A 22621-nucleotide genomic window follows, 5' to 3' on the forward strand; every position below is an offset into this window, starting at 1 on the left:
CACGAATGGAACGCGGTGCTTACAATTTAAAAGTACAAAGAAAATATTCTTCAACCGTAATTGACTGCTCGTTTCTATTTGCTAAGTTCTCTCTATGTTCTGTGTTGGGGAAATTGATGGTGCAAAAACCGTTCGGGCACACGCATACCAAAGTCAAACTAGATACTGTTTTCGATTACGCAAATTTTTATACGAGGGTTTTGCAAAATAAGCCCTCTCCGCAGCGGCCGTTTAGGCTTCACTATCTTGATGCATTTGCCGGGACAGGCGAAATCCCAGTTGGGGCAGCAATGCCTTTGCTTCCGGGTATCCAAGATTCTGAAGCAGTCATTGTCGGATCTGTTCGAAGAGCGTTGGATGTGGAGATACCGTTTTCAAGGTATGTGTTCTCCGATCTGAAACGAAAGAATGCCAGCGAGCTACAACAACTCGCAAACACCTATCCCCATTTGAAAGACCGCATAGAGGTTCGCGATGGGGACGCGAATGATGTTGTAACCGACTTTTGCACCAAACTCGGGCCTTCTGATCGAGCTTTGATTTTCCTCGACCCCTTCGGCAATCAGGTGCGATGGGACACGCTTAGAGTTATCGCTGAGTCTAAGAAAGCTGATCTTTGGTATCTGTTTCCGGCATGGCTTGGTGTGGCTCGCCAAATCAAAGCGTCTGGGATTATCTTGAAGGATGCTGAAGAATCGATCGATCGGATGTTTGGCCCGTTTGATTGGCGAAAAGAAGTTGTTGCGGAGACAATGTCCGCTCAGACAGATATGTTTGCGGCCAGCAATACCGATAAGCAAAAGATTGCCACCGCCGATGGTATCACTCGATACATGATTGAGTGCATGGAGACGAACTTTGGAGGTGGCGTATCTAAGAAGTGGCTTCCGTTGGGAAGGAATGGACGACATTATTATTCCTTGATTTTTGCTTGTGCGAATCCGGGAGACAGAGCAAAAACCTTAGCTCAGAGGGTGGCGCGCGATATCATGACGAGGAAATAATGGCAGGTCTATCGGATATCGAATGGACAGACGCGACTTGGAACCCGGTCTCTGGTTGCACCATAATCTCGCCTGGCTGCACCAACTGTTATGCCATGCGCATGGCTGCGCGTTTAGATGCTATGGGGCATGGTAGCTATCGAGGAACTACCCGCAAAAGCGGAAAACGTCATGTTTGGACAGGCAAAGTGGTCCTCAATGAGCGCGTCGTTGCGGCGCCCATTTCTTGGCGAAAGCCAAGGATGATTTTCGTCAATTCAATGTCCGATCTATTTCAAGATAAGGTTCCCGTCGAGTTTATCCGTCGGGTTTGGGAGACGATGGCCGATGCGCATTGGCATGTCTTCCAGGTTTTGACAAAGAGGCCGGATAATATGGCCCGAATTCTTGCGTCAGGTAACTTCCCAATACTTGAAAATGTTTGGTTGGGCACGTCTGTCGAAAGCGGCGACTATGTCGATCGCATCGACGATCTTCGTGCAACTCCGGCTGCTGTCCGATTCGTATCCTTTGAGCCGTTATTGCGCAGCGTAGGACACGTAGCCCTGAAGGACATTGACTGGGCAATAGTTGGTGGGGAGTCAGGCCCGGGCGCTCGGCCCATGGACATTGCTTGGATCGATGAAATCAAAGCAGCCTGCGATGAGGCGGGAACAGCCTTTTTCTTCAAGCAGTGGGGCGGCGTAAACAAGAAAAAGACCGGACGCGAATATCAAGGCCAAACGTGGGATGAGATGCCGCGCACGTTATCGTTCGGTTAGGCACTAAACCCGCTCCACAAACCCGTCCAGCACCCGCTTCTGCCCCGCGCGGTCGAAATCGATCGTCAGCTTGTTGCCCTCGATTCCGGTAATGTTGCCGTTGCCGAATTTCAGGTGGAAGACGCGGTCGCCCATCTGGAAGCGCGAGGGTTCGGTGGAGGTGGATTTGGCGACCAGTTCGCCTTCGATGGTGCGGCCCTTGGGGCCGCTTTCGCCGTAGCCGATGCGCTCGACGGCGTGGCCGGAGCGGGTACCCCAGTTGTCGCGGGTGGCGTCGGTCTTGTTCTGCTGTGCACGTTTCCAGCCGGGAGTGGAATAGGAATTGGCGAAGGGATCGGCCTTGTCGAAGCGCGACTGGCCGTAGCCGCCGCGGCCGTATCCGCCGTAGGACTGCTCCATCTCGGCGACCGCGACATGGGTTTCCGGAAGCTCGTCGAGGAAGCGCGAGGGAAGCGTCGATTGCCAGAGGCCGTGGATGCGGCGGTTGGAGACGAACCAGATGTGGCAGCGGCGCTTGGCGCGGGTGATGCCGACATAGGCGAGGCGGCGTTCCTCCTCGAGACCAGCGCGGCCGCTTTCATCCAGCGCCCGCTGGTGCGGGAAGAGGCCTTCCTCCCATCCGGGCAGGAACACGGTGTCGAATTCCAGGCCCTTGGCTGAATGCAGCGTCATGATCGAGACAGCGTCGAGGTCTTCGTTCTGCTCGGCGTCCATGACCAGGGCGACGTGCTCCAGGAAGCCGCGCAGCGATTCGAAGCTTTCCATCGAGCGGATGAGTTCCTTGAGGTTTTCCAGCCGTCCCGGCGCTTCGGCCGTCTTGTCGGCCTTCCACATGTCGGTATAGCCGGATTCTTCGAGAATCTGCTCGGCAAGCTCGGTATGCGGCGTGTTTTCGAGCAGCCCTTGCCAGCGGCGGAAGGACTGCACGACGTCGAAGAGCGCCTTGCGCGCCTTGGGCTTCAGCTCGTCGGTTTCGATGATATCGGCTGCTGCTGCCAGCATCGGGATGTCGCGGGCGCGGGCATAGTCGTGCAGCGCGCGCACCGTCGTGTCGCCGAGGCCGCGCTTCGGCGTGTTGACGATGCGCTCGAAGGCGAGGTCGTCTGCCGGCTGGGCGACGAGGCGGAAATAGGCCATGGCGTCGCGGATTTCGAGACGCTCGTAGAATCGCGGGCCGCCGATGACGCGGTAGTTGAGGCCGAGCGTGACGAAGCGGTCTTCGAATTCGCGCATCTGGAAGGAGGCGCGCACCAGGATTGCCATGTCGTTGAGGAGATGCTTGTCGCGCTGCAGCGCCTCGATCTCGTCGCCGATGGCGCGGGCCTCTTCCTCGCTGTCCCAGGAGGCGTGCACCTGCACCTTGACGTCCTCAGGATCGGCACGATCGGTGAAGAGCGTCTTGCCGAGGCGGCCTTCGTTGTGGGCGATCAGGTGGGCGGCGGCACCGAGGATGTGCTCGGTCGAGCGGTAGTTGCGCTCCAGCTTGATGACCCTGGCGCCGGGAAAATCCTTCTCGAAGCGCAGGATGTTGTCCACTTCCGCGCCGCGCCAGCCGTAGATCGACTGGTCGTCATCACCGACGCAGCAGACGTTCTGCAGCTCGCCTTTCGGCCGCTGGGCCAGCAGCCGCAGCCACATGTACTGTGCCGTGTTGGTGTCCTGATACTCGTCGACGAGGATATAGCGGAAGCGCTGGTGATATTCCTTGAGCAGGTCCGGGTTCCTGCGGAAGATGGCGATCGGATGCATCAAGAGATCGCCGAAATCGCAGGCGTTCAGCGTCGAAAGCCGGGACTGGTAAGCGAAATAGAGTTCGCGGCCGCGGCCGTTGGCAAAGGCGCGGGCGTCGCCTTCGGGAATGTCGGCCGGGCCGAGGCCCTTGTTCTTCCAGGTGTCGATCATGCCGGCGAACTGCTTGGCCGGCCAGCGTTTGTCGTCGAGGCCTTCGGCCTGGATCAACTGCTTGATCAGGCGCACGACGTCGTCGGTATCGAGGATGGTGAAGTCGGAGCGCAGGTCGACGAGTTCGGCATGACGGCGAAGCAGCTTGACGCCGATTGAGTGGAAGGTGCCGAGCCAGGGCATGCCTTCGACGGTGCCGCCGACGAGCAGCGCGATACGCTCCTTCATCTCGCGGGCAGCCTTGTTGGTAAAGGTGACGGCGAGGATCTGGGAAGGGAAGGCGCGGCCGGTACTCAATATGTGGGCGATACGGGTCGTCAGCACGCGGGTCTTGCCGGTGCCAGCACCCGCCAAAACCAGGACCGGGCCGTCCAGCGTCTCGACGGCTTCGGTCTGCTCCGGATTGAGGCCTGCGAGGTAGTCCGGCCGCCTGCCGCCGTCGCGCGCTGCCATGGCGCGGGCAGCGAGCCCACCGCCTGCAGGAGCGGGCGCCTGCGGCTTGCGCGGCGCTTCGCCGGGCTCTTCGTCGAAGAAGGGAATATCGTCGAAACTGTTGCTCATGGCGCGTAATGTAGTGATTCGGGCTGGAAAGACCAGAAAAGATGTTCTGCTTTCATTCCGCCAAGTTTTACGGGCTTTCCGGCGGGCGGAAGGCGAGGGTTACAGAGACGAGCGCAAGAAGCGGCGGAAACGCGAAGCACCAGAGGCCTGCGAGCACATAGGCGAGAGCTGCAAGCCCGCAGCCGAGCGCGAAGGTGGCGACTGCGAGCGCCATCTTGGCAAGCCGCGGCTTCACGGGCTTTTCCGCATCGGCCGGGCCTCCATGGGCGAGATCGGCGAGGTCGATCATGATCTGTGTCGTCGTGCCGGTCATCAGCGTGCCGGGCGGCGCGGCGGAGAGGTGGATGCGGTGCGCGGCATTCTGGATCGCCATGGCGATGACGAGCAGCATGCCGGTGACAACGAGCGGCAGGCCGTCGGGATCGGAAAAAGGACCGAGGCGGATTGCCATGGCGGCTCCGGCGATGAGGAAAAGCAGTTTCAGGACCAGCATCGTCCGCAAGCTTGCGCTCATCCGCCGTGCGTCGCGTGAGGTAACGCAGCAGGAAGATGGTGATGCAGAAGACCGGCAGCGCCAGAAGCTTGGCGATGATGCCCGAGGTCCCGAAGGCCTGTGCAGCCCCGAGCGTCACGAAGTTGCCGGTGACATGGGCGGTGAACAGACCGCCGAGCGCCAGGAACCCGGCTGTGTCCACATAACCGCCGGTGAAGCTGAGGAGGAAGGGAAAGGCGGGGCGCATAGGTCTCCCTCGGACTGTCGGGACGGGCGTTGCCGCTTTACTGCGCTTTTCTGTTCTACTGAAGAAGCGGCGGCTGAAATCTGTCGAAAAATACGTGGATGCTCAAGCAAAAGTGACCTGCATCTCGACTTTTCGGATCTCGCCGAGATTACAATTCTGTAATGACGGATGGATACGCTTGAAGCCGGTTTGTAAAGAGGCGATATTGCCGCAGACACGCGATTGTGTCTGACAGACGCCTCTTACGACCGACCCTGGTCTAACCTCGAGTCCCTCCTGGAGACGTGAATGGCTTTTTGGAAGCAGATTGTTCTTTCTATCATCGTTATTGCGGCCGGCTTTGCCGGATGGATTTTCTTTGTGCCGGGTTCGGCTGATACTTTAAGAAATGCGGGAGTTCCGGAAAGCCTCGTGGCCAAGCTGGCTCCGGCCATGAAGACATCCGATGCCGGCGGATCAGAGCAGGGGCAGGGCAGCCAGGGTGGAGGCCGCAACGGCGGCGGGGCGCGCAATGGCGCCGTTCTCGTCGTGACGCAGGCTGTCGTGCAGGGCGTCGTGAACGACCGGCTGAACGCGATCGGCACGGGTGACGCGATCCGCTCGGTGGCCGTGACGCCGCAGGCAACAGGCACGATCCGCGAAATCCTCATCAAGTCGGGCGACAAGGTCAAACAGGGACAGGTGCTCGCCAAGCTCGACAGCGAAGAACAGGTGATCGCCAAGGGGCAGGCGGAGGTGGCGCTGAAGAGCGCGATGGAGAAATCCAATCTCTACCACAACATCAAATCCAGCGTTTCGCGCATGGATGTGTTCGATGCCGAGATCGTCGAGCAGGGTGCGCGGTTGCAGCTGCAGGCCGCCGACCTCAATCTTGCCCGGCGCAATATCGTCGCGCCGATCGATGGCATCGTAGGCATCGTCCCGGTCAACATCGGCGACAACGTGACCACCAGCACGCCGATCGTGACGCTCGACGACCGCTCCGAAATCCTGGTCGACTACTGGGTGCCGGAGCGTTTCGCCAATACGGTTTCCGTTGGCCAGCCGGTCGAGGCAATGTCGGTCGCGCGGCCGGGCCAGGTGTTCACCGGCGAAGTCGAGGCGGTGGATAACCGCGTCGACGCGGCAAGCCGGACACTGCGCATCCGCGGACGGATCGATAACAGTACGGACGAGCTTCGCGCCGGCATGTCCTTCAATGTCAGCATGAAGTTTGCCGGCGACAAATACCCGGCGGTCGACCCGCTGTCCGTTCAGTGGGATTCGCAGGGTTCCTTCGTCTGGCGCGTCGTCGACGGCAAGTCGCGCAAGGTGCGGGTCAGCATCGTGCAGCGCAATCCGGATTTCGTGCTCGTCAAGGCCGACATCAAGGATGGCGACGCCATCGTAACGCAGGGCCTGCAGCGCGTCCGCGAAGCCGGGGCGGTGCGGGTCGCCAATGAAGTGGCCTCGAGCAGCGAGGTCACGGCACAATGAGCGTGACCGAACTCCCCGAGAGAGCGTCCGGCAAGCAGACCTTTACGGCCCTCTTCGTGCGCCGGCCGATCCTGGCGCTGGTTTTCAACACACTGATGGTTGTGGCGGGCCTCGCGGCCTATGCCGGTATCGAAGTGCGCGAGCTGCCGGATGTCGACCGCCCGGTCGTGACCGTACGCACGACCTTCGACGGCGCGTCGCCGCAGACGATCGATCAGGAGCTGACCAAGGTGATCGAAGGCGCGGCTGCGCGCGTCAGTGGCCTGAAGTCGATCTCGTCGCAGTCGCAGTTCGGCCAAAGCCGCGTGACCCTGGAGTTTTCCGACAGCGTCGACCTTGCAGTTGCCGCAAACGACGTGCGCGACGCGATCGGCCGCATCACGCAGCAGCTTCCGGACGAAGCCGACGCGCCGCAGATCGTCAAGGCGGATTCGGATTCGCAGGCGATCATGCGTCTTGCGGTGACGTCCACCAATCTCAACATGGATGATCTGACGCTTCTCGTCGAAAACGAGATCGTCGACCGCCTGGCTTCCGTCGATGGCGTCGCCGATGTCGAGGAGTATGGGGACCAGGAAAAGATCTTCCGCGTCGATGTGGATCAGGGGGCGCTCGCCAGCCGCGGTCTCACGGTCGGCGATCTGACGCAGGCGCTCTCCAGTTCCGCGCTCGACGTTCCGGCCGGATCGCTGAAGAGTGCGACGCAGGATATCGTCGTGCGCGCGACCGCGAACCTGCAGAACCCGCAGGATTTCGCCAAGGTCATCCTGCAGGACCACGTACGCCTTGGTGATGTCGCGACCGTGACCCTCGGACCGCGCGACGGCGAGACGGCGCTGCGCTCCAACGGCATTCAGGGCATTGGCCTCGGCGTCATTCGCCAGGCGCAATCGAACACGCTCAATATTTCGAGCGGCATCAAGACGGTTGTCGAGCAGCTGTCGAAGACGCTGCCGGAGGGCACCAAGATCGCGATCACCAGCGACGATGCGGTGTTCATCCAGGGCGCCATCCATGAGGTCGTCCTGGCGCTGATCCTTGCCGCGGTCATCGTTACCGGCGTCATCTATCTCTTCCTGCGCGACTGGCGGGCAACCCTCATCCCGGCGGTCAGCATGCCGGTTGCATTGATCGGCACGCTGGCTGCAATCTACCTCGTCGGCTTCTCGATCAACATCCTGACGCTGCTCGCGATCGTTCTGGCCACGGGTCTCGTCGTCGACGACGCGATCGTGGTGCTGGAAAATATCGTGCGCCGGCGGGCCGAAGGCATGGGGCCGCGGGCGGCGGCGGTGCTCGGCACGCGCGAGGTCTTCTTCGCCGTTATCGCGACCACGGCAACGCTTGCCGCGGTCTTCATTCCGCTATCGTTCCTGCCGGGACAGGTCGGCGGCCTCTTCCGGGAATTCGGGTTCGTGTTGGCGTTCTCGGTCGGTCTCTCGTCGATCGTCGCGCTCACTTTATGTCCGATGCTGGCGTCACGGATGCTGACGAAGCCGATGCTGGAAGATCACGGCGCGCTCGGCCGGTTCGGCAGCATCTTCGCACGTGTCTACCAATGGGGCCTGCAGCGCTGCCTCAACGCCCCCCTGGTCGTCCTGGTGGCGTCGATTTTCTTTGCCGGCGCAGCGCTTGTCGCATTCTCGACCGTCAAAAACGAACTGACGCCAAACGAAGACCGCGCGATGGTGATGATGCGGCTCACCGCACCGCAGGGATCAAGCCTCGAATACACGCGCGACAAGCTGCAGCTCGTCGAAGAATACCTGCAGCCGCTGCTCAAAAGCGGCGACATCCGAAACATCTTCTCGATCTCCGGGCAGGGCGGTTCGGCTAATAGCGGCTTCATGGTGCTGACGCTGGCGCCTTGGAGTGAGCGTCACCGGACGCAGGCAGAGATCGTTCAGGATATCAACCGGGCGGCAGCGCGTGTTCCCGCACTCCGCGGCAATGCGATCCAGTCGAACAGCCTACGCATTCGCGGCGCCGGTAACGGCCTGCAGATGGCGGTCGTCGGCAATGATTACGAGAGCCTGACGGCTTCCGCGGTCAAGCTGGTGCAGGCGCTGGACGCGACCGGGCAGTATGATACGCCGCGCCTCACCAACGAGCCGACGCAGGCGCAGGTCTCGGTCGCCATCGACCGCGAACGCGCTTCGGATCTTGGCATCGATATCACGGGGCTATCGACGGCGATGCAATCGCTGCTTGAGGGACGCTCCGTCGTCGACGTCTTCGTCAAGGGCGAAGCCTACCCGGTGCTGCTGACCTCGACCACCCGGCCGCTCGACGATCCGACGGATCTCGAAAACGTCTTCCTGAAAACAGGCGACGGCAAGATCGTACCGATATCGGTCATCGCTTCGATGAAGGAAGGGGCGGTCGCGCCGCAGCTGAACCGCGAATCGCAGCTGGCTTCGGTCGCAATCACCGCAGGCTTGAAGGATGGCATGTCGCTCGGCGATGCCGTCAAGCAGGTGTCGGAGCTTGCTGCCCCGATCCTGCCGCCTGGCGCGCGTCTGGTTCCGCTTGCCGAAGCGGCCACGCTTGAAGAGAATTCAAGCGGCATGGCGCTTACCTTCGCCTTTGCGATCGTTATCATCTTCCTGGTGCTGGCGGCGCAGTTCGAAAGCGTGCTTTCCTCGCTGATCATCATGTCGACCGTTCCGCTTGGGCTTGCCTGCGCGGTCTTCGCGCTGATCATCACTGGGTCGAGCCTCAACATCTATAGCCAGATCGGCCTGGTGCTGCTTGTCGGCGTCATGGCGAAGAACGGCATCCTGATCGTCGAATTCGCCAACCAGCTGAGGGATCACGGGGTAGCGGTTCGCGAGGCGATCGAGCGTGCCTGCGCGCTTCGCCTTCGTCCGGTCATGATGACAATGATCGCGACCATTCTCGGCGGCGTTCCGCTGGTCTTCGCGCATGGAGCGGGCGCGGAAGCGCGCATTGCGCTTGGCTGGGTCATCGTCGGCGGATTGGGTTTCGCGACGCTGGTCACGCTCTTCATCACGCCGGTCGCGTATTTCCTCATCGCGCGTTTTGCCACGCCTCATGCTCACGAAGAGGCCCGGCTGCACGAGGAAATGGCGGTTGCGACACGTCCGAAAGTCGTGCCCGATCCGAAGCATCTTCAGGCCGCGGAATAGATTCGACCTCTCGCCCGAAGGCGCGCCGCCGTCAAACACGGCGGCGTTTCTGCTCCTGAGCGCCTCATTTAACCGGTCGATCCTGCTGCGTTCCGGCGGCCCGGCCATCCGCTGGTCTCCACGCTCCGCGGTAACGCCTGTGGCAAATCGGTAAATATGCCGGGATTTGTGCAAGCGGCACGTGTCCAATCCACCGATTCTGCTCTATCCAGAGGAATGCGTTCATCTTGTCGCCGCATTTCCTAATATTTGCTCGCATCAGCTTCGAAGGGAGAGCTTTCTGTCTATGATCAAGAAATTCGTACTCTTGGCAGTTGCTGCCAGCTATTTGACCGCATGCACTACGACCGACCCCTATACGGGCGAGCAGAAAATGTCGAATACCGCGGGCGGGGCTATGCTCGGAGCTGTCGGCGGTGCGCTTGCCGGTGCCGCCCTTGGCGGACGCGGCCACGGCCCACGCAACGCGGCGCTGATCGGTGCCGGTCTCGGCGCGCTCGCCGGTGGTGCGATCGGCAACTACATGGACCAGCAGGAAGCGGAACTTCGCGCCCAGCTCCAGGGCACCGGCATTTCGGTCACGCGCAACGGCGACAACATCATCCTGAACATGCCATCGAACATCACCTTCGACGTCGATCAGGACGCCGTAAAGCCGGGCTTCTATCCGACGCTGAACTCGGTGGCGATCGTGTTGCGGAAGTTCAATCGCACGTTGATCGATATCAATGGCCATACGGATTCCACCGGCAGCCTGCAGCACAATCAGGATCTGTCGCAGCGGCGCGCCCTTTCGGTTGCCGATTATCTCGGCGGGCAGGGTATCGACCAGCGCCGCGTCTCCGCCGTCGGCTTTGGTCCGTCGCAGCCGGTCGCGTCGAATGCGAGCGAAGCCGGACGCGCCCAGAACCGCCGCGTCGAAATTCAGATCGCGCCGATTACGGAAAGCTGATCTCAGCAAAACCGAGTCAAACAGCCGGGCCATTGCCCGGCTGTTTCTATTCATTAGGTGGTGCATGCCACCAAGCCGTCTCAGGGCAGGGAGAACTATTGCGGCGTTAGGCGCTCCAATTCATTCAGCCGCTGCAGTGCTGCCTGCTGTCGCAGCATGTTATAGTTGATGCCGCTGGCGTTGAGCGAGCTGCCCTCCTGGAACGGGAACTGATTGAAGTCCGAGAAGAACTCCTTGATCTTGCCCTGGACAGGCACAAGGAGCCACATGTTCCTGGCGAGGAACTCGATCGCGCCGCCGCCATCTTCCATACCACGCTCATAGGGATCCATTCGCAGGTTGGCGATCCCAGCCCAGCTAGGCACTTCTCTGGTCGCTGTTGCGATATTGCCGTGGCTGGCGATTGCAAAGCTCAGCTTCCAATCGTTCCAACGGATTGCGTTGAGATTGCCCCCCTGATCGAAGTAGTAGACGACATCCCGCGGCCCGGTCGGAACCTCGCCCTTCAGGAAGGGCATCAGATCGTAGCCGTCCAGATGCACTTTGAAGTCCTTGGTTCCAGATTTGAAACCTGCCTTCATTTGCTCCTTGAGGTCCGATACGCCAGCCGCGCTCGCGAACGTCGGCATCCAGTCCATAAGCGTGACGATCTCGTTGATTTCGGTTCCCGGTTTGACGACGCCCGGCCAGCGAACCATCATGGGAATGCGGAAGCCACCCTCCCATGTCGTGCCCTTCTCGCCGTGGAACATCGTCTGGGCTCCGTCCGGCCACAGCGCAAGCTCTGCGCCGTTGTCGGTCGTGTAGAGAACGATGGTGTTCTCGGCGATGCCCAGTTGATCCAACTGATCGAGAAGCTGGCCGACGTGGCCGTCATGCTCGACCATGCCGTCCGCATGGATACCTTTGCCCGTCTTTCCGAGAGAGTCTGCCTTCAGGTGCGTGAAGACGTGCATGCGTGTTGAGTTGAACCAGCAGAAGAAGGGCTTGTCTGCTTTTGCCTGCCGATCGATAAAGTTCTTGGCTGCTGCCAGGAATTCCTCGTCGACCGTCTCCATGCGCTTTATGGTGAGCGCGCCGGTGTCTTCGATTTTTCCATCAGCACTCGACTTGATCACGCCCCGAGGGCCGAACTGTCTGCGGAATGCCGGGTCCTTCGGGTAGAAATAGCCTTCAGGCTCCTCCTCTGCGTTGAGGTGATAGAGATTGCCGAAGAATTCGTCGAAGCCATGCTTGGTCGGCAGGTGCTGATCCTGGTCGCCAAGATGGTTCTTGCCGAATTGGCCTGTCGCATAGCCACGCGTTTTCATGACATCGGCAATCGTCGGCATCCAGTCCTGAATGCCATGCGGATCGCCCGGCATGCCGATCGTCAGCAATCCCGTACGGAACGGCTCCTGGCCCAGGATGAAGGACGCTCGGCCCGCGGTGCAGCTCTGCTGGCCATAGGAATCCGTGAAGATCGCGCCTTCCCTGGCAATGCGGTCGATGTTGGGTGTGCGATAGCCCATCAGCCCCATCGTGTAGGCGCTGATTTGCGGTATGCCGATGTCATCGCCGAAGATGACGAGGATGTTCGGAGGCTTTCCAGAGCCGGCTGACTGCGGTTGGGCGGTCTGTGCCGTCTGTGCGCTAGCGCGTTGTGCGGTGGACGCGACAGCGAGACCAGCGAGGGCAAGCGAACTGCCGCCGAGCAGCAGATCGCGGCGGCTGACCGCTGTGGGCGCGTCGAGCGTCCTTCCGGTTTCACAATCTTCCATCGGGAGTCTCCTAGTGGTGAAATAGGCAGTGATGAAGTACGCACCGGAAAGCGTGTGTGAAAATCGGCAGATGCGGAAGTACGCAACGGTAAATGGAGACGTAAATTCGGTCGCTTAGGATTGGCGAAGATCGCCTTGCCGGAACTCACAACCGCTATGTCGTTTCAGGCATGCATCTTTGCGCCCTTGGTGATCTTGTCGACGATCTTCTTATCGGCGCGCAAGGCGATCCCGACGACCTTGGCGTCTTCCGGGGCGTGTTCGGCAAAGACCGCACGGTTGGCGGCGTCATGGCCGGTCGCGAACATCTCCTCGATGAACAGCGAGGCGGCAATCTCACGCTCCAGCACCCGGCGATGTATCGCCGCGATGGTTGCCTCGTCGGCGGACAAGACGATAATGGGCTGGATGGACATGGCGTTGTAGAGGTTGCCGGCGCGGTCTTTGTAGGGCTCGCCGATGATCTGCGGACTTTGGCCGGCGATGCCGCTCATCACGAAGGCGGTCACATTCAGCTTCTGCCATGACGCAAGATTGTTTCGCAGGATGATCGCAATTTTGGTATCAAACATTCCAGTCTCTTTCATGCCTTCTGAGGTCGCGTTGAGCCAGGATTTAACTCCGCCGGTATTCGAAGGTCTTGAACGTTTGTGCACGCTGCGGGATGGCGACGGCATTCTGACCGCGCCCGCTTTCCCGGGGATCGAGCGCATCGAGGCGCAGTTCAGGGGAAACGCCTTCGAGCCGCACCGTCACGATACCTACGCACTTGGGGTAACGCTCAAGGGCGCGCAGGCATTTTACTATCGCGGCGAAAGACGCATCAGCCTGCCGGGACAGGTCATCGTGCTCCACCCGGACGAGGAGCATGACGGCGGGGCAGGCTCTGATGACGGGTTGCAATACCGCATGCTCTATCTGGAGCCCGCGTTGCTTGCCGAGTGTCTCGAAGCGGAGAAACTCGGGCTGCCCTTTGTCGATCAGCCTGTTGTCGATGATGCGGCTCTTGCTGGTGTGTTGCTTGGCGCTTTAGCCGATCTCGATGGGGAGCTCGACGAACTGTTCGTCGACGATTTCCTGATGCGGGTGGCGGATGGGCTGGCGAAACATGCGAAAGCGCAGCGGCGGCTGCCAGGCAACATTGCCTGGGGGCAAGCACGCCGTGCCCGCGACTACCTCGAAGCGCATACGACGCAGATAGTGCGTTCCGGCGAGTTGGAATCCGTGACGGGGCTCGATCGTTTTGCGCTTTCGCGGCACTTCCGGGCTGCATTTGCGACCAGTCCGCATCGCTACCTGCTGATGCGACGGCTGCAGAAGGCGCGGGCGATGATCGGCGCGGGAGGTGAGCTCTCGGATGTCGCCTTCGCGACCGGCTTCGCAGACCAAAGCCACCTCAATCGGCATTTCAAGAAGGCCTATGGCATGACGCCCGGCCAGTGGGCCTCGCTCAGGCGGGCTTCTCAGCCAGGCCGCTCTTGCGGGCAATGAAACGCGCAAGCATTGGGCCGGTGAACAGAATCACGAGAAACCGCCCGACCTGCATCGCCATGATGAACGGCTGGTCGACATCGCTGGAGGCAGCGATGATGGCGACCGAATCGGCGCCGCCGGGGCTCGTGGCAAGATAGGCCGTCAGTGGATCGATACCGGCAAGCTTGTGCAGCGCCACAGCCATGAGGCCGCAGATCCCGATCAGAAGCAGAATGGACGCGGAGACGCGCGGCAAGGCACGGGCGACGTGTTTCATGATGGAGCGGGTGAAGCGGAGCCCGATACTCCAGCCGATCATCGCATAGCTGAACGCGAGCAGCCACATCGGCAATTCGATCTTCATCAAGCCGAACCCCTGCAGAAGCGCACCGGCAAAGAGAGGCGTGATGATGGTTCCGCCTTTGATGTGGAAACGAAAGACCGCATAGACGCAGCAGCAGGCAAGCAGCAGCGTCATCGCAAGAGCCGGCCAGTCGACCGGTGGAAACAGAATGAGCGGCGGCGGCTCTCCACCGTCTGTGGCGACCCAGAGATGCGAGATGGCGGAAGCGGCAATGACGACGAAGACGACGCGCAGATACTGCATGAAGGCAACGAGGCGGGCATCAGCACCGTAGGACTCCGACATGATGACCATGGCCGAGGCGCCGCCAGGCGAGGAACCCCAGACCGCGGTGGTGCCGGGCAGCACCTGCCAGCGCGTGAGGACATAGCCAAGCAGGCTTGCAACCGCGATGACCGAGAAGATGACCACCATGAAGAGCGGCGCGTCCTTGACCATCGTGCCGAGAATATCCGGCGTGATGGCGCGCGCCATCAGCAGGCCGACGACAACCTGCCCGAACTGCAGCGGCCAATAGGGAACACGCACCTCACCCTTGCCGAAGACCAAGGCGAGAAACATCGCGGCGATCATCGGTCCGACGAGAAGCGAGGCTGGCAGACCGAAAAGCTCGAAAAAGGCGACAAGACCAGCGGAGAGGGCAAGCAGCAATGCCCATCTCGGCAGGCTGGCTTTCTGCATGGCGCGGCTTGCGGATTTAAAGAGCATGGAGCGGTTTCTTCTTGGCGAATTCACAGGAGCGCCGCCACGCGCATTGGGGAAAGTATCGGCGGGATGAAAGAAGCGGCGGGGGCTGCCGCAGACGCCACCGGTATATTTGTCAGCGTGTACCGGGGTCAACTGCGAAATCTGGCTTTGGCGGAGTATCGATCAAAGCCGGACGTTCGCAGCCAGAAAGTCGAGCAGAGCGCGGACGCGGGCCGGCAGCGGACCTCCCGCGCCTATATAGACCGCGTAGAATTCTTCGATATCGCCGGGATTGAGGTCTTCGAGGACGGGGACGAGTCTCCCGGCGGCGATGTCGGCACGAACGGTGAAATCGGCAAGGCGGGCGAGACCCACTCCGGCGATCGCCATGTGGCGCATCCCGTCGCCATCGCCGATCTGAATCCCCGGCGTGACCGGCACATGGACGGTTTCACCCTGATCGAGAAGCGGCCAGCCGGCGATGGCCCGAGAATAGGAAAAGCCGATACGGCAATGCTTTTCGAGATCGGCGATCGATTTCGGTTCATCGTGGTGGTGCAGGTAGTCCGGCGAAGCGACGATGAGCTTGCGGGCTGCCCCGAGCTTGCGGGCAATCAGGCTGGAGTCCTTAAGCGGGCCGGCGCGGACCGCGACATCGGCGCGCTCTTCCATGAGATCGACGATCTTGTCCGTATAGGAAATGTCGAGTGTCACGGCGGGATGAAGCGCCATGAAGGCGGGCAGCAGTGGCGCGAGCACATGATTGCCGAAGGAAGCGCTGGTATTGATGCGGATCGGGCCCGCCGCTTGTTCCCCCGTCGAAGCGTGGCGCTCGGCCTCTGCGATATCGGCCAGGATGGAAACGCTTCGTTCGTAAAAGGCGCAGCCCTCCGGCGTCAGCTGCAGGCGTCGCGTCGAGCGGTTGATCAGGCGCGTGCCCAGCCGCGTTTCGAGCCGCGCGACAAGCTTGCTGACTGCCGACGGCGTCATGCGGCAGGCCGTTGCGGCGGCGCTGAAACCGCCGAGCTCGACAGCGCGGACGAAGACCTCCATTTCGCCGGAGCGATTGATGTCCTGACGGCTCATGATGAATTCAAATCACAAATGAGTTTCTTGCCGGCAATCTATATCGTGCCTTCATGAGTGTCTATCTCTCTTGCAGCAACAGGAGACAAGTCATGGAATACAGGAATCTCGGTGCATCCGGTCTCAGAGTACCGGTCTTGAGCTTCGGCGCCGGCACGTTCGGCGGCAGTGGGCCGCTCTTCGGAGCATGGGGCAATACCGACGCGGCGGAGGCGCGGCGCCTCGTCGATATCTGCCTCGAGGCGGGCGTAAACCTCTTCGATACCGCTGACGTTTATTCCGCGGGCGCATCCGAGGAGGTCCTCGGGCAGGCGATCCGCGGAAAGCGCGACGCGGTGCTCATCTCCACGAAGACGGCGCTGCCGATGGGCGACGGGCCGGCGGACTGGGGAAGCTCCCGTTCGCGGCTGATCAAATCCGTCGATGACGCGCTTCGGCGTCTCGGCACCGACTATATCGATTTGCTGCAATTGCATGCCTTTGATGCCTCGACGCCGGTCGAGGAGGTACTTTCGACGCTCGATCGCCTCGTCGCTGCCGGAAAGCTCCGCTACATCGGCGCTTCGAATTTCGCCGGCTGGGAGCTGATGAAATCGCTCGCCGTTTCTGAGAAACATGGCTATCCGCGTCATGTGGCGCATCAGGTCTATTATTCACTGGCGGGCCGCGATTACGAGTGGGAGCTGATGCCGCTCGCTGCTGACCAGGGCGTGGGTGCGCTGGTCTGGAGCCCGCTCGCGTGGGGCAGGCTTACCGGCAAAATTCGCCGCGGTCAGCCGCTGCCGGAAGGAAGCCGGCTGCACCAGACGGCGGAATTCGGGCCACCGGTTGATGACGAAACGCTGTTCAATATTGTCGACGTGCTTGACGAGATAGCCGCCGAGACCGGTAAGACGATGCCGCAAATCGCCATCAACTGGCTAACCACCCGGCCAACCGTTTCCAGCGTCATCATCGGGGCGCGCAACGAGGAGCAGCTGCGCCAGAACCTCGCTTCCGTCGGTTGGTCTTTGACGAAGGAGCAGGTCGAGAGGCTCGACAAGGTCAGCAGCGTGTCGGCGCCGTATCCCTATTTCCCATACAGGCGGCAGGAGGGTTTCGCCCGGCTCAATCCACCGCTCGTTTGATCGATACTGGACACGCGCCATCCGTTGCCCCATACCAACCTGCTTGTGACGGCGGAAAAGATGGGGGATCAACAGGATGGCGCTCAAGGATGCAAAAGCCGGAAAACGCAATGAGGCAGGCATTTCGGCCGTTCTCGGCATCTTGAAGCAGCGCTTCGGCGAGCGCTTCCAGGCCGGAGAATCCTTCCGCCTACAGCATGCGCATACAACCACTTACATTCCCGCGCAGCTGCCGGATGGCGTGCTGTTCGCCGAAACCGCAGACGACGTGAAGGCGGCGGTCAAGCTCTGCGCGGAGCACAAGGTGCCGGTTATCGGCTTCGGTACGGGCTCTTCGCTGGAGGGGCAGGTCAATGCACCGAATGGCGGAATTTCAATCGATTTCAGCCGAATGAATCGGGTTCTTGAAGTAAATGCCGAGGATCTCGATTGCACCGTCGAGCCGGGCATTACGCGTGAAGAGCTGAATGTCTATCTTCGCGATACCGGTCTGTTCTTTCCAATCGACCCCGGTGCAAATGCCTCGATCGGCGGGATGGCTTCCACGCGGGCTTCCGGAACCAATGCCGTTCGCTACGGCACGATGAAGGACAATGTGCTGTCGGTGACGGCCGTGACAGCCAACGGCGAGGAGATCCGCACCGCGCGTCGGGCGCGCAAGTCTTCGGCAGGGTATGACTTGACCCGGCTTTTCGTCGGGGCCGAGGGCACGCTTGGAATTCTCACCTCCGTAACGTTGCGGTTGCAAGGAATTCCTCAGAAGATCGCAGGGGGCGCCTGCGCCTTTCCGACGATCAAGGCCGCCTGCGACGCGGTCATCATGACCATCCAGATGGGTATTCCGGTTTCGCGCATCGAATTGCTGGACGAGGTGCAGATGCGCGCCTGCAACGCCTATTCGGGACTGAGCTATGCCGAAAGCCCGACGCTCTTCCTCGAATTTCACGGAACGGATGAAAGCGTCGAGATTCAATCGGCGCAGTTTGCGGAGATTGCGGCCGAATGCGGCGGCGAGGAGTTCCTTTGGACGGCGAACGCCGAGGAGCGCAACAAGCTCTGGAAGGCGCGGCATGACGCGTACTGGGCCTGCCGGGCGCTGGCGCCCAGCCTTGCCGCACTTTCGACCGATGTCTATGTTCCAATATCACGGCTTGCGGATTGTGTTGCCGAGACGCAGGCCGACATCCAGGAACATGGTCTGCTGGCGCCGATCGTCGGTCATGCGGGGGACGGGAACTTTCACGTGCTCCTGCTGTTCGACGACAAGACGGCTGAAGGCGTCGCCGTTGCGGAGAATTTCGTGGCGCGGCTCAATCAGCGAGCTTTGGCCATGGATGGGACATGCACCGGCGAGCATGGGATAGGACAGGGCAAGATGGGGTTTCTCGAGCAGGAACTTGGCGGTGCCGTCGATCTTATGCGGCAGGTCAAGCAGGCGCTCGACCCTGACGATATCTTCAATCCCGGCAAGATCTTTCATCTTGGCTGAAAACGGAACAAGCTCATGATCTTCGGCCTTGCTCCCGACATGAATAACAGTAGTGTCGGCAACAGATTCCCGATTGGAGAATGCTTGATTTGATAGGCCGGTTCCTCGTCTTTCTGGGGGGAGTGATCGTCGTAGTGCTCTTCGTGGCGCTGCTCGCTCCGCTTTTCATTGACTGGACCGACTTCCGCAAGAATTTCGAGGATCAGGCCAGCCGCATCATCGGCAAGAAGGTGACGGTGCATGGCACCGTCGATGCGCGCCTCTTGCCGTTCCCGTCGGTCACTCTGCATGACGTGCGCGTTGGCCAAGAATCAGATGGCCAGCCGGTCGTCCAGGTCGAGCAATTCGCCATGGATGCCGAGCTTGCGCCGTTCCTTTCCGGCGAGGCGCTGATTTTCGACATGCGCGTCGTCAATCCGAAATTGCGCTTGCGGCTGCTCAAGGACGGAACGCTCGACTGGATGCGCGGCAGCCGGCCGGAGATTCCGGCAAAAACGGTCGTCCTCGAAAGTGTCCATGTGACGGGCGGCGACCTGCAGTTCATCGACGATCAATCGGGCCGCTCCCGCCGCATCACGGGATTGAACGCCGAGATGTCCGCGAAGTCGCTGGCAGGCCCATGGCGGATCGAAGGCGACGCATCGCTGGATGGCGATCATGGCAGCTTCTCGATTTCAAGCGGTCAGCCAGACGAGAACGGTGTGTTGAAGGTTCGCACCCAGCTGGCACCCGATCGGCATCCGGTCAAAATCGATCTCGACGGCGAACTGAAGCTGGTCGACCGCAAGCCAAATTATCAGGGCCTCATGTCGGCCGCGATTGAAAGCCGAGCCAAGTCGGACGACAAAAGCACGCTGCCGCCACGCGTCAAGGGCCGCTTCGAACTGACCAACGAACGCATCCGGGTACCCGAATACCGGATGGAGATCGGGTCTGCGGACGATCCCTATATCATCACCGGAGAGGCGACGCTCGATACCGGAACCGCGCCGGAATTTCTGCTGGTTGCCAATGGCCAGCAGATCGATGTCAACAGGATCGGAAATCAGGGTGCGGGCGGCAAGACCACGCGGGACCCCACGCAATCTGCGCGGCAGCGGCTCAATTCGTTGATCAGCATCGTCGCCCAGGTTCCCGTGCCGCAGGTGCCCGGAAAGGCGAGCGTCAAGCTGCCGGCGATCGTTGCGGGGGACACGACCATTCGGGATGTGCAGCTCGATCTGGAACCGGCGGGCGACGGCTGGACGATCGACAATGCCGTCGGGACACTGCCGGGGCGGACTCAGGTGGAGGGTATGGGCCAGCTGAAGCTCAGGGGCGAACCTTCCTTTAACGGCCAGCTTACCGTTGCCTCCAATCAGCCCTCCGGGCTTGCCTCCTGGCTTGCGGGCTTGGTCGACCCCGCGATCCGCCAGTTGAAGCAGGCGGGCTTTTCAGCCGATGTCAGCCTGACCCACCAGCACCAGAGCTTCAACAACCTGGAGATTGCCGTCGGTTCTGCCACGCTGAAAGGCAAGTTGGATCGGCAGGCCCCGGAGAACCAGACGCCCTTGCTGAACGTCGATCTCGCCGGCGATGCCCTCGACCTCGATGCACTGAGGGCCTTGACCGGCCTTTTCACGGGGCAGGACGCAGGCGACAATGTGCTCGACCACAAGATCACTGCGCATTTGAAGGCAGACAAATTCAGCGCTTTCGGCGTCGAGGCGCAGAATGTCGAGACCAGCTTTACGATTGCCGATGGCGCGCTTGCCGTCGACAAACTGAACGCCAAGAATCTGGCCGGCGCGGAATTGACGGCCACCGGCCGGGCCGAGGGTTCTTTGCTCGACTACAAGGGTTCCGGCGAGATCACCTTCAAGTCGGCCGATCCGGGGCCGTTCTTCACGATGCTGAAGGAGCATCTGCCGCATCATCCGGTCATGGACAGACTGGTGCGCAATGCTGCCTGGTATACCAATACAGCCCTGCGCGGTGCACTCACGCTCGGCGGCGATCAGGGCGATGGGCTCGCGGTTACGCTTGCCGGCGTGTCGAACGGCAGCCGTGTGAACCTCGATTACCGTATGTCGGACCTTCTGGCGCTGACCGGCAAGGGTACGACAAGCCTGGAGGCCACGCTTGAAAACAGCACGACCTCGATCCTGTTCGGTCAGGCGGGGCTCGATCCCCTGCCGGTGGAGGCTGATGCCAACGGACGCCTCACTCTGAAGGTGCAGGCAAGCGGCACCGATCCGGCCGATGCGTCGCTCACCTTTGCAACGGACCGCACATCCTTCACCGCCAACGGCAAAGTCGATGTTCGTCCGGGAAATTTCATGAACGGCCAGATCGGCGTCTCATTGGAGAGCGCGGATCTCGACCCGTATCTCATCATGAACGGTATGGCGCTGCCGCAGATCGGCACCGGATTGCCCTTCGGCCTGCAAACGACCGCGACCGTCGATGGGGACAAGATCGTTTTTGCCGACCTCAAGGGGCATGCGGCGGACAATCAGTTTTCGGGTGCGGTGATCATCGATCGCAAGGCAGACAAATCGACGGCGAGCGGCGAGCTTGCGCTTGACCGTGCCGATGCGACCTGGTTGGGGGAGGCCATCTATGGCCCGATGACCGATGCTGCAACCGGCAGCCTCTCGACGGCCGCGCTTGGGCAGCCGATCTTCAAGGATATGGACGTCAACCTGAAACTTTCGGCCAAGGAGTTCTGGCCGGGATGGTCGGGGGCCGTGACCGGTTTCACGAGCAATGTCGCCTATAAGGGCGATGAGCTGCAGCTGAACGACATGAAGGGCGGATGGAACGGCGGCCAGCTTTCCGGCAATGCGCTATTCACCAATGCCAATGGCACCGGTTTGTTCCAGACGCAGCTTTCGCTCGCAAATTCGGATCTCGGCGGCGTCGTCTGGCAGCGGGACGGGGCGCCCTTGGCGAACGGCAAGTTCGGACTTTCGCTCGGCATGGAAGCCTCCGGCAAGACGATGGCCGACCTCGCAGGTTCCGTAACGGGATCCGGCGAACTGCAGCTCGCGGAGACCAGCGTGCGCGGGCTCAATCTTGCAGTCCTGGCGCCGCTGCTTGCCGCCACCGACCCGATGCAGGATCAGCTTAACGCCGGGAAGATACATCCGATCGTTGAGACGTTGCTCAACAACGGAGAGGCGAAGCTCCCGCCGACGGCGATTCCGTTCAACATCGCCGATGGCGTTCTTCGCGTGCAGAATGTCAGTGCTGCCAACGAGCTCGCCACGGTCACCGGAAACGCGCAGGTCAGCCTGCCGCAGAAACGCATCACCGCATCGCTGAACATTGCCCTCAATCCCGGCAAGGAGACCCTTCCGGGCGCAGAGCCAGCAATCCGGCTGGATTACTCCGGATTGCTCGCATCGCCCGGCCGCACCATGGATGTCACCGACATCACCGGATATCTGTCGCTGCGCGCCTTCGAGCGCGAACGCCGGCGTGTCGAACGGCTCCAGTCGAACGTGCTCGAAAAGCAGCGGTTGCGGCGTGAGGTGGCTCTGTACAAGTTCAACGATGGCGAGCGCGTCAGGGCGGCCAAGATCGAAGCCGAGCGCAGGGCCGAGGAAGAACGTCTGCGGATGCTCGCCGCGGAAGCTGCAAGGCAAAAGGCCGAGGCCGAGGCGAAAGCCAAGGCAGAGGCGGAGGCGAAGGCAAAGGCAGCCGCCGAGGCAGAAGCCAAAGCGAAGGCAGCCGCCGAGGCGAAAGCAGCAGCAGAGGCGAAGGCCGCTGCGGAAGCCGAAGCCGCGCGCCGCGCCCAGCAGCTCAATCAGTCACCGCTCATCGGTAACCAGCTCAATTTCGAGGATTTACCGGGCGTGACGCTGCCGCAGTGAGGCTCTAGCGGCGATCCTTTAGCCAGCTCAAGACATGAAGCCGTAAAGCAGAGGAGAGGTTGCTGTCCGGCGGGCGCTTGTCATCGATTTCGGAGATAAGGGCGGCGAGGGGCATTGCGCGAGCGGCGGCGATCGCCTTCAGTTCGGCCCAGAATTCATCTTCCAGTGAGAAACTGGTGCGGTGGCCATGCAGACTGGCAGAGTGCTTGCGGATCATCGGACGTCCCGTAAGC

Annotated in this window: 15 protein-coding genes and 1 pseudogene; 9 read left to right on the forward strand and 7 right to left on the reverse strand. The window is 61.0% G+C overall.

Annotation, left to right across the window (positions count from 1 at the left end; all coding sequences use genetic code 11):
- Positions 1–5: 5 nt before the first annotated feature.
- Together tcmP and ACPYOI_RS02215 are read left to right on the forward strand one after the other, a co-directional pair.
- Complete coding sequence (tcmP, locus tag ACPYOI_RS02210) at positions 6–1004, forward strand: three-Cys-motif partner protein TcmP (protein ID WP_481414751.1); 999 nt, start codon at positions 6–8, stop codon at positions 1002–1004.
- Complete coding sequence (locus ACPYOI_RS02215) at positions 1004–1765, forward strand: DUF5131 family protein (RefSeq protein WP_481414750.1); 762 nt, start codon at positions 1004–1006, stop codon at positions 1763–1765. Before tcmP ends, ACPYOI_RS02215 begins: the two co-directional genes overlap by 1 nt.
- Positions 1766–1768: 3 nt before the next feature.
- Here the strand turns inward: ACPYOI_RS02215 and ACPYOI_RS02220 are convergent, their stop codons facing one another.
- Together ACPYOI_RS02220 and ACPYOI_RS02225 are read right to left on the reverse strand one after the other, a co-directional pair.
- Complete coding sequence (locus ACPYOI_RS02220; protein WP_481414749.1) at positions 1769–4228, reverse strand: ATP-dependent helicase; 2460 nt, start codon at positions 4226–4228, stop codon at positions 1769–1771.
- A gap of 67 nt (positions 4229–4295) precedes the next feature.
- Positions 4296–4968 (reverse strand): annotated as a pseudogene (locus ACPYOI_RS02225) (YoaK family protein).
- A 288-nt stretch (positions 4969–5256) separates the two neighbouring features.
- Between ACPYOI_RS02225 and ACPYOI_RS02230 the strand changes: the two are divergent.
- The 3 genes from ACPYOI_RS02230 to ACPYOI_RS02240 all read left to right on the forward strand — a co-directional run bounded on the left by ACPYOI_RS02230 (position 5257) and on the right by ACPYOI_RS02240 (position 10545).
- Positions 5257–6444: an efflux RND transporter periplasmic adaptor subunit gene (locus tag ACPYOI_RS02230; protein WP_481414747.1), complete on the forward strand. Its 1188-nt coding sequence runs from the start codon at positions 5257–5259 to the stop codon at positions 6442–6444.
- The gene (locus ACPYOI_RS02235; RefSeq protein WP_481422503.1) at positions 6441–9593 is read left to right on the forward strand and encodes an efflux RND transporter permease subunit; all 3153 of its coding nucleotides are present in this window, start codon (positions 6441–6443) and stop codon (positions 9591–9593) included. Before ACPYOI_RS02230 ends, ACPYOI_RS02235 begins: the two co-directional genes overlap by 4 nt.
- A 286-nt stretch (positions 9594–9879) precedes the next feature.
- Positions 9880–10545, forward strand: coding sequence for a YiaD family glycine zipper/OmpA-like lipoprotein (locus ACPYOI_RS02240; RefSeq protein WP_481414745.1), 666 nt, complete (start codon positions 9880–9882; stop codon positions 10543–10545).
- A gap of 95 nt (positions 10546–10640) precedes the next feature.
- Here the strand turns inward: ACPYOI_RS02240 and ACPYOI_RS02245 are convergent, their stop codons facing one another.
- Complete coding sequence (locus ACPYOI_RS02245) at positions 10641–12305, reverse strand: arylsulfatase (protein WP_481422504.1); 1665 nt, start codon at positions 12303–12305, stop codon at positions 10641–10643.
- A 164-nt stretch (positions 12306–12469) separates the two neighbouring features.
- Positions 12470–12877 carry a DUF2000 family protein gene (locus ACPYOI_RS02250; protein ID WP_481414743.1) on the reverse strand — a complete coding sequence of 136 codons (408 nt, stop codon included), beginning with the start codon at positions 12875–12877 and terminating at the stop codon, positions 12470–12472.
- Between the two features lie 31 nt (positions 12878–12908).
- On the opposite strand from ACPYOI_RS02250, the gene ACPYOI_RS02255 reads away from it, so the two are divergent.
- Positions 12909–13796, forward strand: a complete 888-nt coding sequence (locus tag ACPYOI_RS02255; protein WP_481414742.1) for an AraC family transcriptional regulator — start codon at positions 12909–12911, stop codon at positions 13794–13796.
- On the opposite strand, the gene ACPYOI_RS02260 is transcribed toward ACPYOI_RS02255, so the two are convergent.
- Positions 13756–14850 carry an AbrB family transcriptional regulator gene (locus ACPYOI_RS02260; RefSeq protein WP_481414741.1) on the reverse strand — a complete coding sequence of 365 codons (1095 nt, stop codon included), beginning with the start codon at positions 14848–14850 and terminating at the stop codon, positions 13756–13758. The two genes, ACPYOI_RS02255 and ACPYOI_RS02260, sit on opposite strands and share 41 nt — an antisense overlap.
- Before the next feature lie 162 nt (positions 14851–15012).
- Positions 15013–15915 (reverse strand): LysR family transcriptional regulator, encoded by a 903-nt coding sequence (locus ACPYOI_RS02265; protein ID WP_481414740.1) that lies wholly within the window; start codon positions 15913–15915, stop codon positions 15013–15015.
- Between the two features lie 92 nt (positions 15916–16007).
- On the opposite strand from ACPYOI_RS02265, the gene ACPYOI_RS02270 reads away from it, so the two are divergent.
- From ACPYOI_RS02270 to ACPYOI_RS02280, 3 genes are all read left to right on the forward strand, one after another.
- Complete coding sequence (locus tag ACPYOI_RS02270; protein WP_481414739.1) at positions 16008–17042, forward strand: aldo/keto reductase; 1035 nt, start codon at positions 16008–16010, stop codon at positions 17040–17042.
- 76 nt (positions 17043–17118) lie between these two features.
- Positions 17119–18531, forward strand: coding sequence for an FAD-binding oxidoreductase (locus ACPYOI_RS02275; protein WP_481422505.1), 1413 nt, complete (start codon positions 17119–17121; stop codon positions 18529–18531).
- Between the two features lie 89 nt (positions 18532–18620).
- Positions 18621–22388, forward strand: a complete 3768-nt coding sequence (locus tag ACPYOI_RS02280; protein WP_481422507.1) for an AsmA family protein — start codon at positions 18621–18623, stop codon at positions 22386–22388.
- Positions 22389–22392: 4 nt separating this feature from the next.
- Here the strand turns inward: ACPYOI_RS02280 and ACPYOI_RS02285 are convergent, their stop codons facing one another.
- Positions 22393–22605 (reverse strand): ribbon-helix-helix domain-containing protein, encoded by a 213-nt coding sequence (locus ACPYOI_RS02285; protein ID WP_168830731.1) that lies wholly within the window; start codon positions 22603–22605, stop codon positions 22393–22395.
- Between the last annotated feature and the right edge of the window lie 16 nt (positions 22606–22621).

Source organism: Rhizobium sp. SVR5-2C (genome assembly GCF_056755115.1).

Bases quoted from the DNA above. Each gene is read 5' to 3' on its own strand.
- ACPYOI_RS02235 (WP_481422503.1), top strand. From the start codon at position 6,441: ATGAGCGTGACCGAACTCCCCGAGAGAGCGTCCGGCAAGCAGACCTTT.
- ACPYOI_RS02220 (WP_481414749.1), bottom strand. From the start codon at position 4,228: ATGAGCAACAGTTTCGACGATATTCCCTTCTTCGACGAAGAGCCCGGC.
- ACPYOI_RS02260 (WP_481414741.1), bottom strand. From the start codon at position 14,850: ATGCTCTTTAAATCCGCAAGCCGCGCCATGCAGAAAGCCAGCCTGCCG.
- ACPYOI_RS02250 (WP_481414743.1), bottom strand. From the start codon at position 12,877: ATGTTTGATACCAAAATTGCGATCATCCTGCGAAACAATCTTGCGTCA.
- ACPYOI_RS02285 (WP_168830731.1), bottom strand. From the start codon at position 22,605: ATGATCCGCAAGCACTCTGCCAGTCTGCATGGCCACCGCACCAGTTTC.
- ACPYOI_RS02215 (WP_481414750.1), top strand. From the start codon at position 1,004: ATGGCAGGTCTATCGGATATCGAATGGACAGACGCGACTTGGAACCCG.
- ACPYOI_RS02245 (WP_481422504.1), bottom strand. From the start codon at position 12,305: ATGGAAGATTGTGAAACCGGAAGGACGCTCGACGCGCCCACAGCGGTC.
- ACPYOI_RS02270 (WP_481414739.1), top strand. From the start codon at position 16,008: ATGGAATACAGGAATCTCGGTGCATCCGGTCTCAGAGTACCGGTCTTG.
- ACPYOI_RS02275 (WP_481422505.1), top strand. From the start codon at position 17,119: ATGGCGCTCAAGGATGCAAAAGCCGGAAAACGCAATGAGGCAGGCATT.
- tcmP (WP_481414751.1), top strand. From the start codon at position 6: ATGGAACGCGGTGCTTACAATTTAAAAGTACAAAGAAAATATTCTTCA.
- ACPYOI_RS02230 (WP_481414747.1), top strand. From the start codon at position 5,257: ATGGCTTTTTGGAAGCAGATTGTTCTTTCTATCATCGTTATTGCGGCC.
- ACPYOI_RS02265 (WP_481414740.1), bottom strand. From the start codon at position 15,915: ATGAGCCGTCAGGACATCAATCGCTCCGGCGAAATGGAGGTCTTCGTC.
- ACPYOI_RS02240 (WP_481414745.1), top strand. From the start codon at position 9,880: ATGATCAAGAAATTCGTACTCTTGGCAGTTGCTGCCAGCTATTTGACC.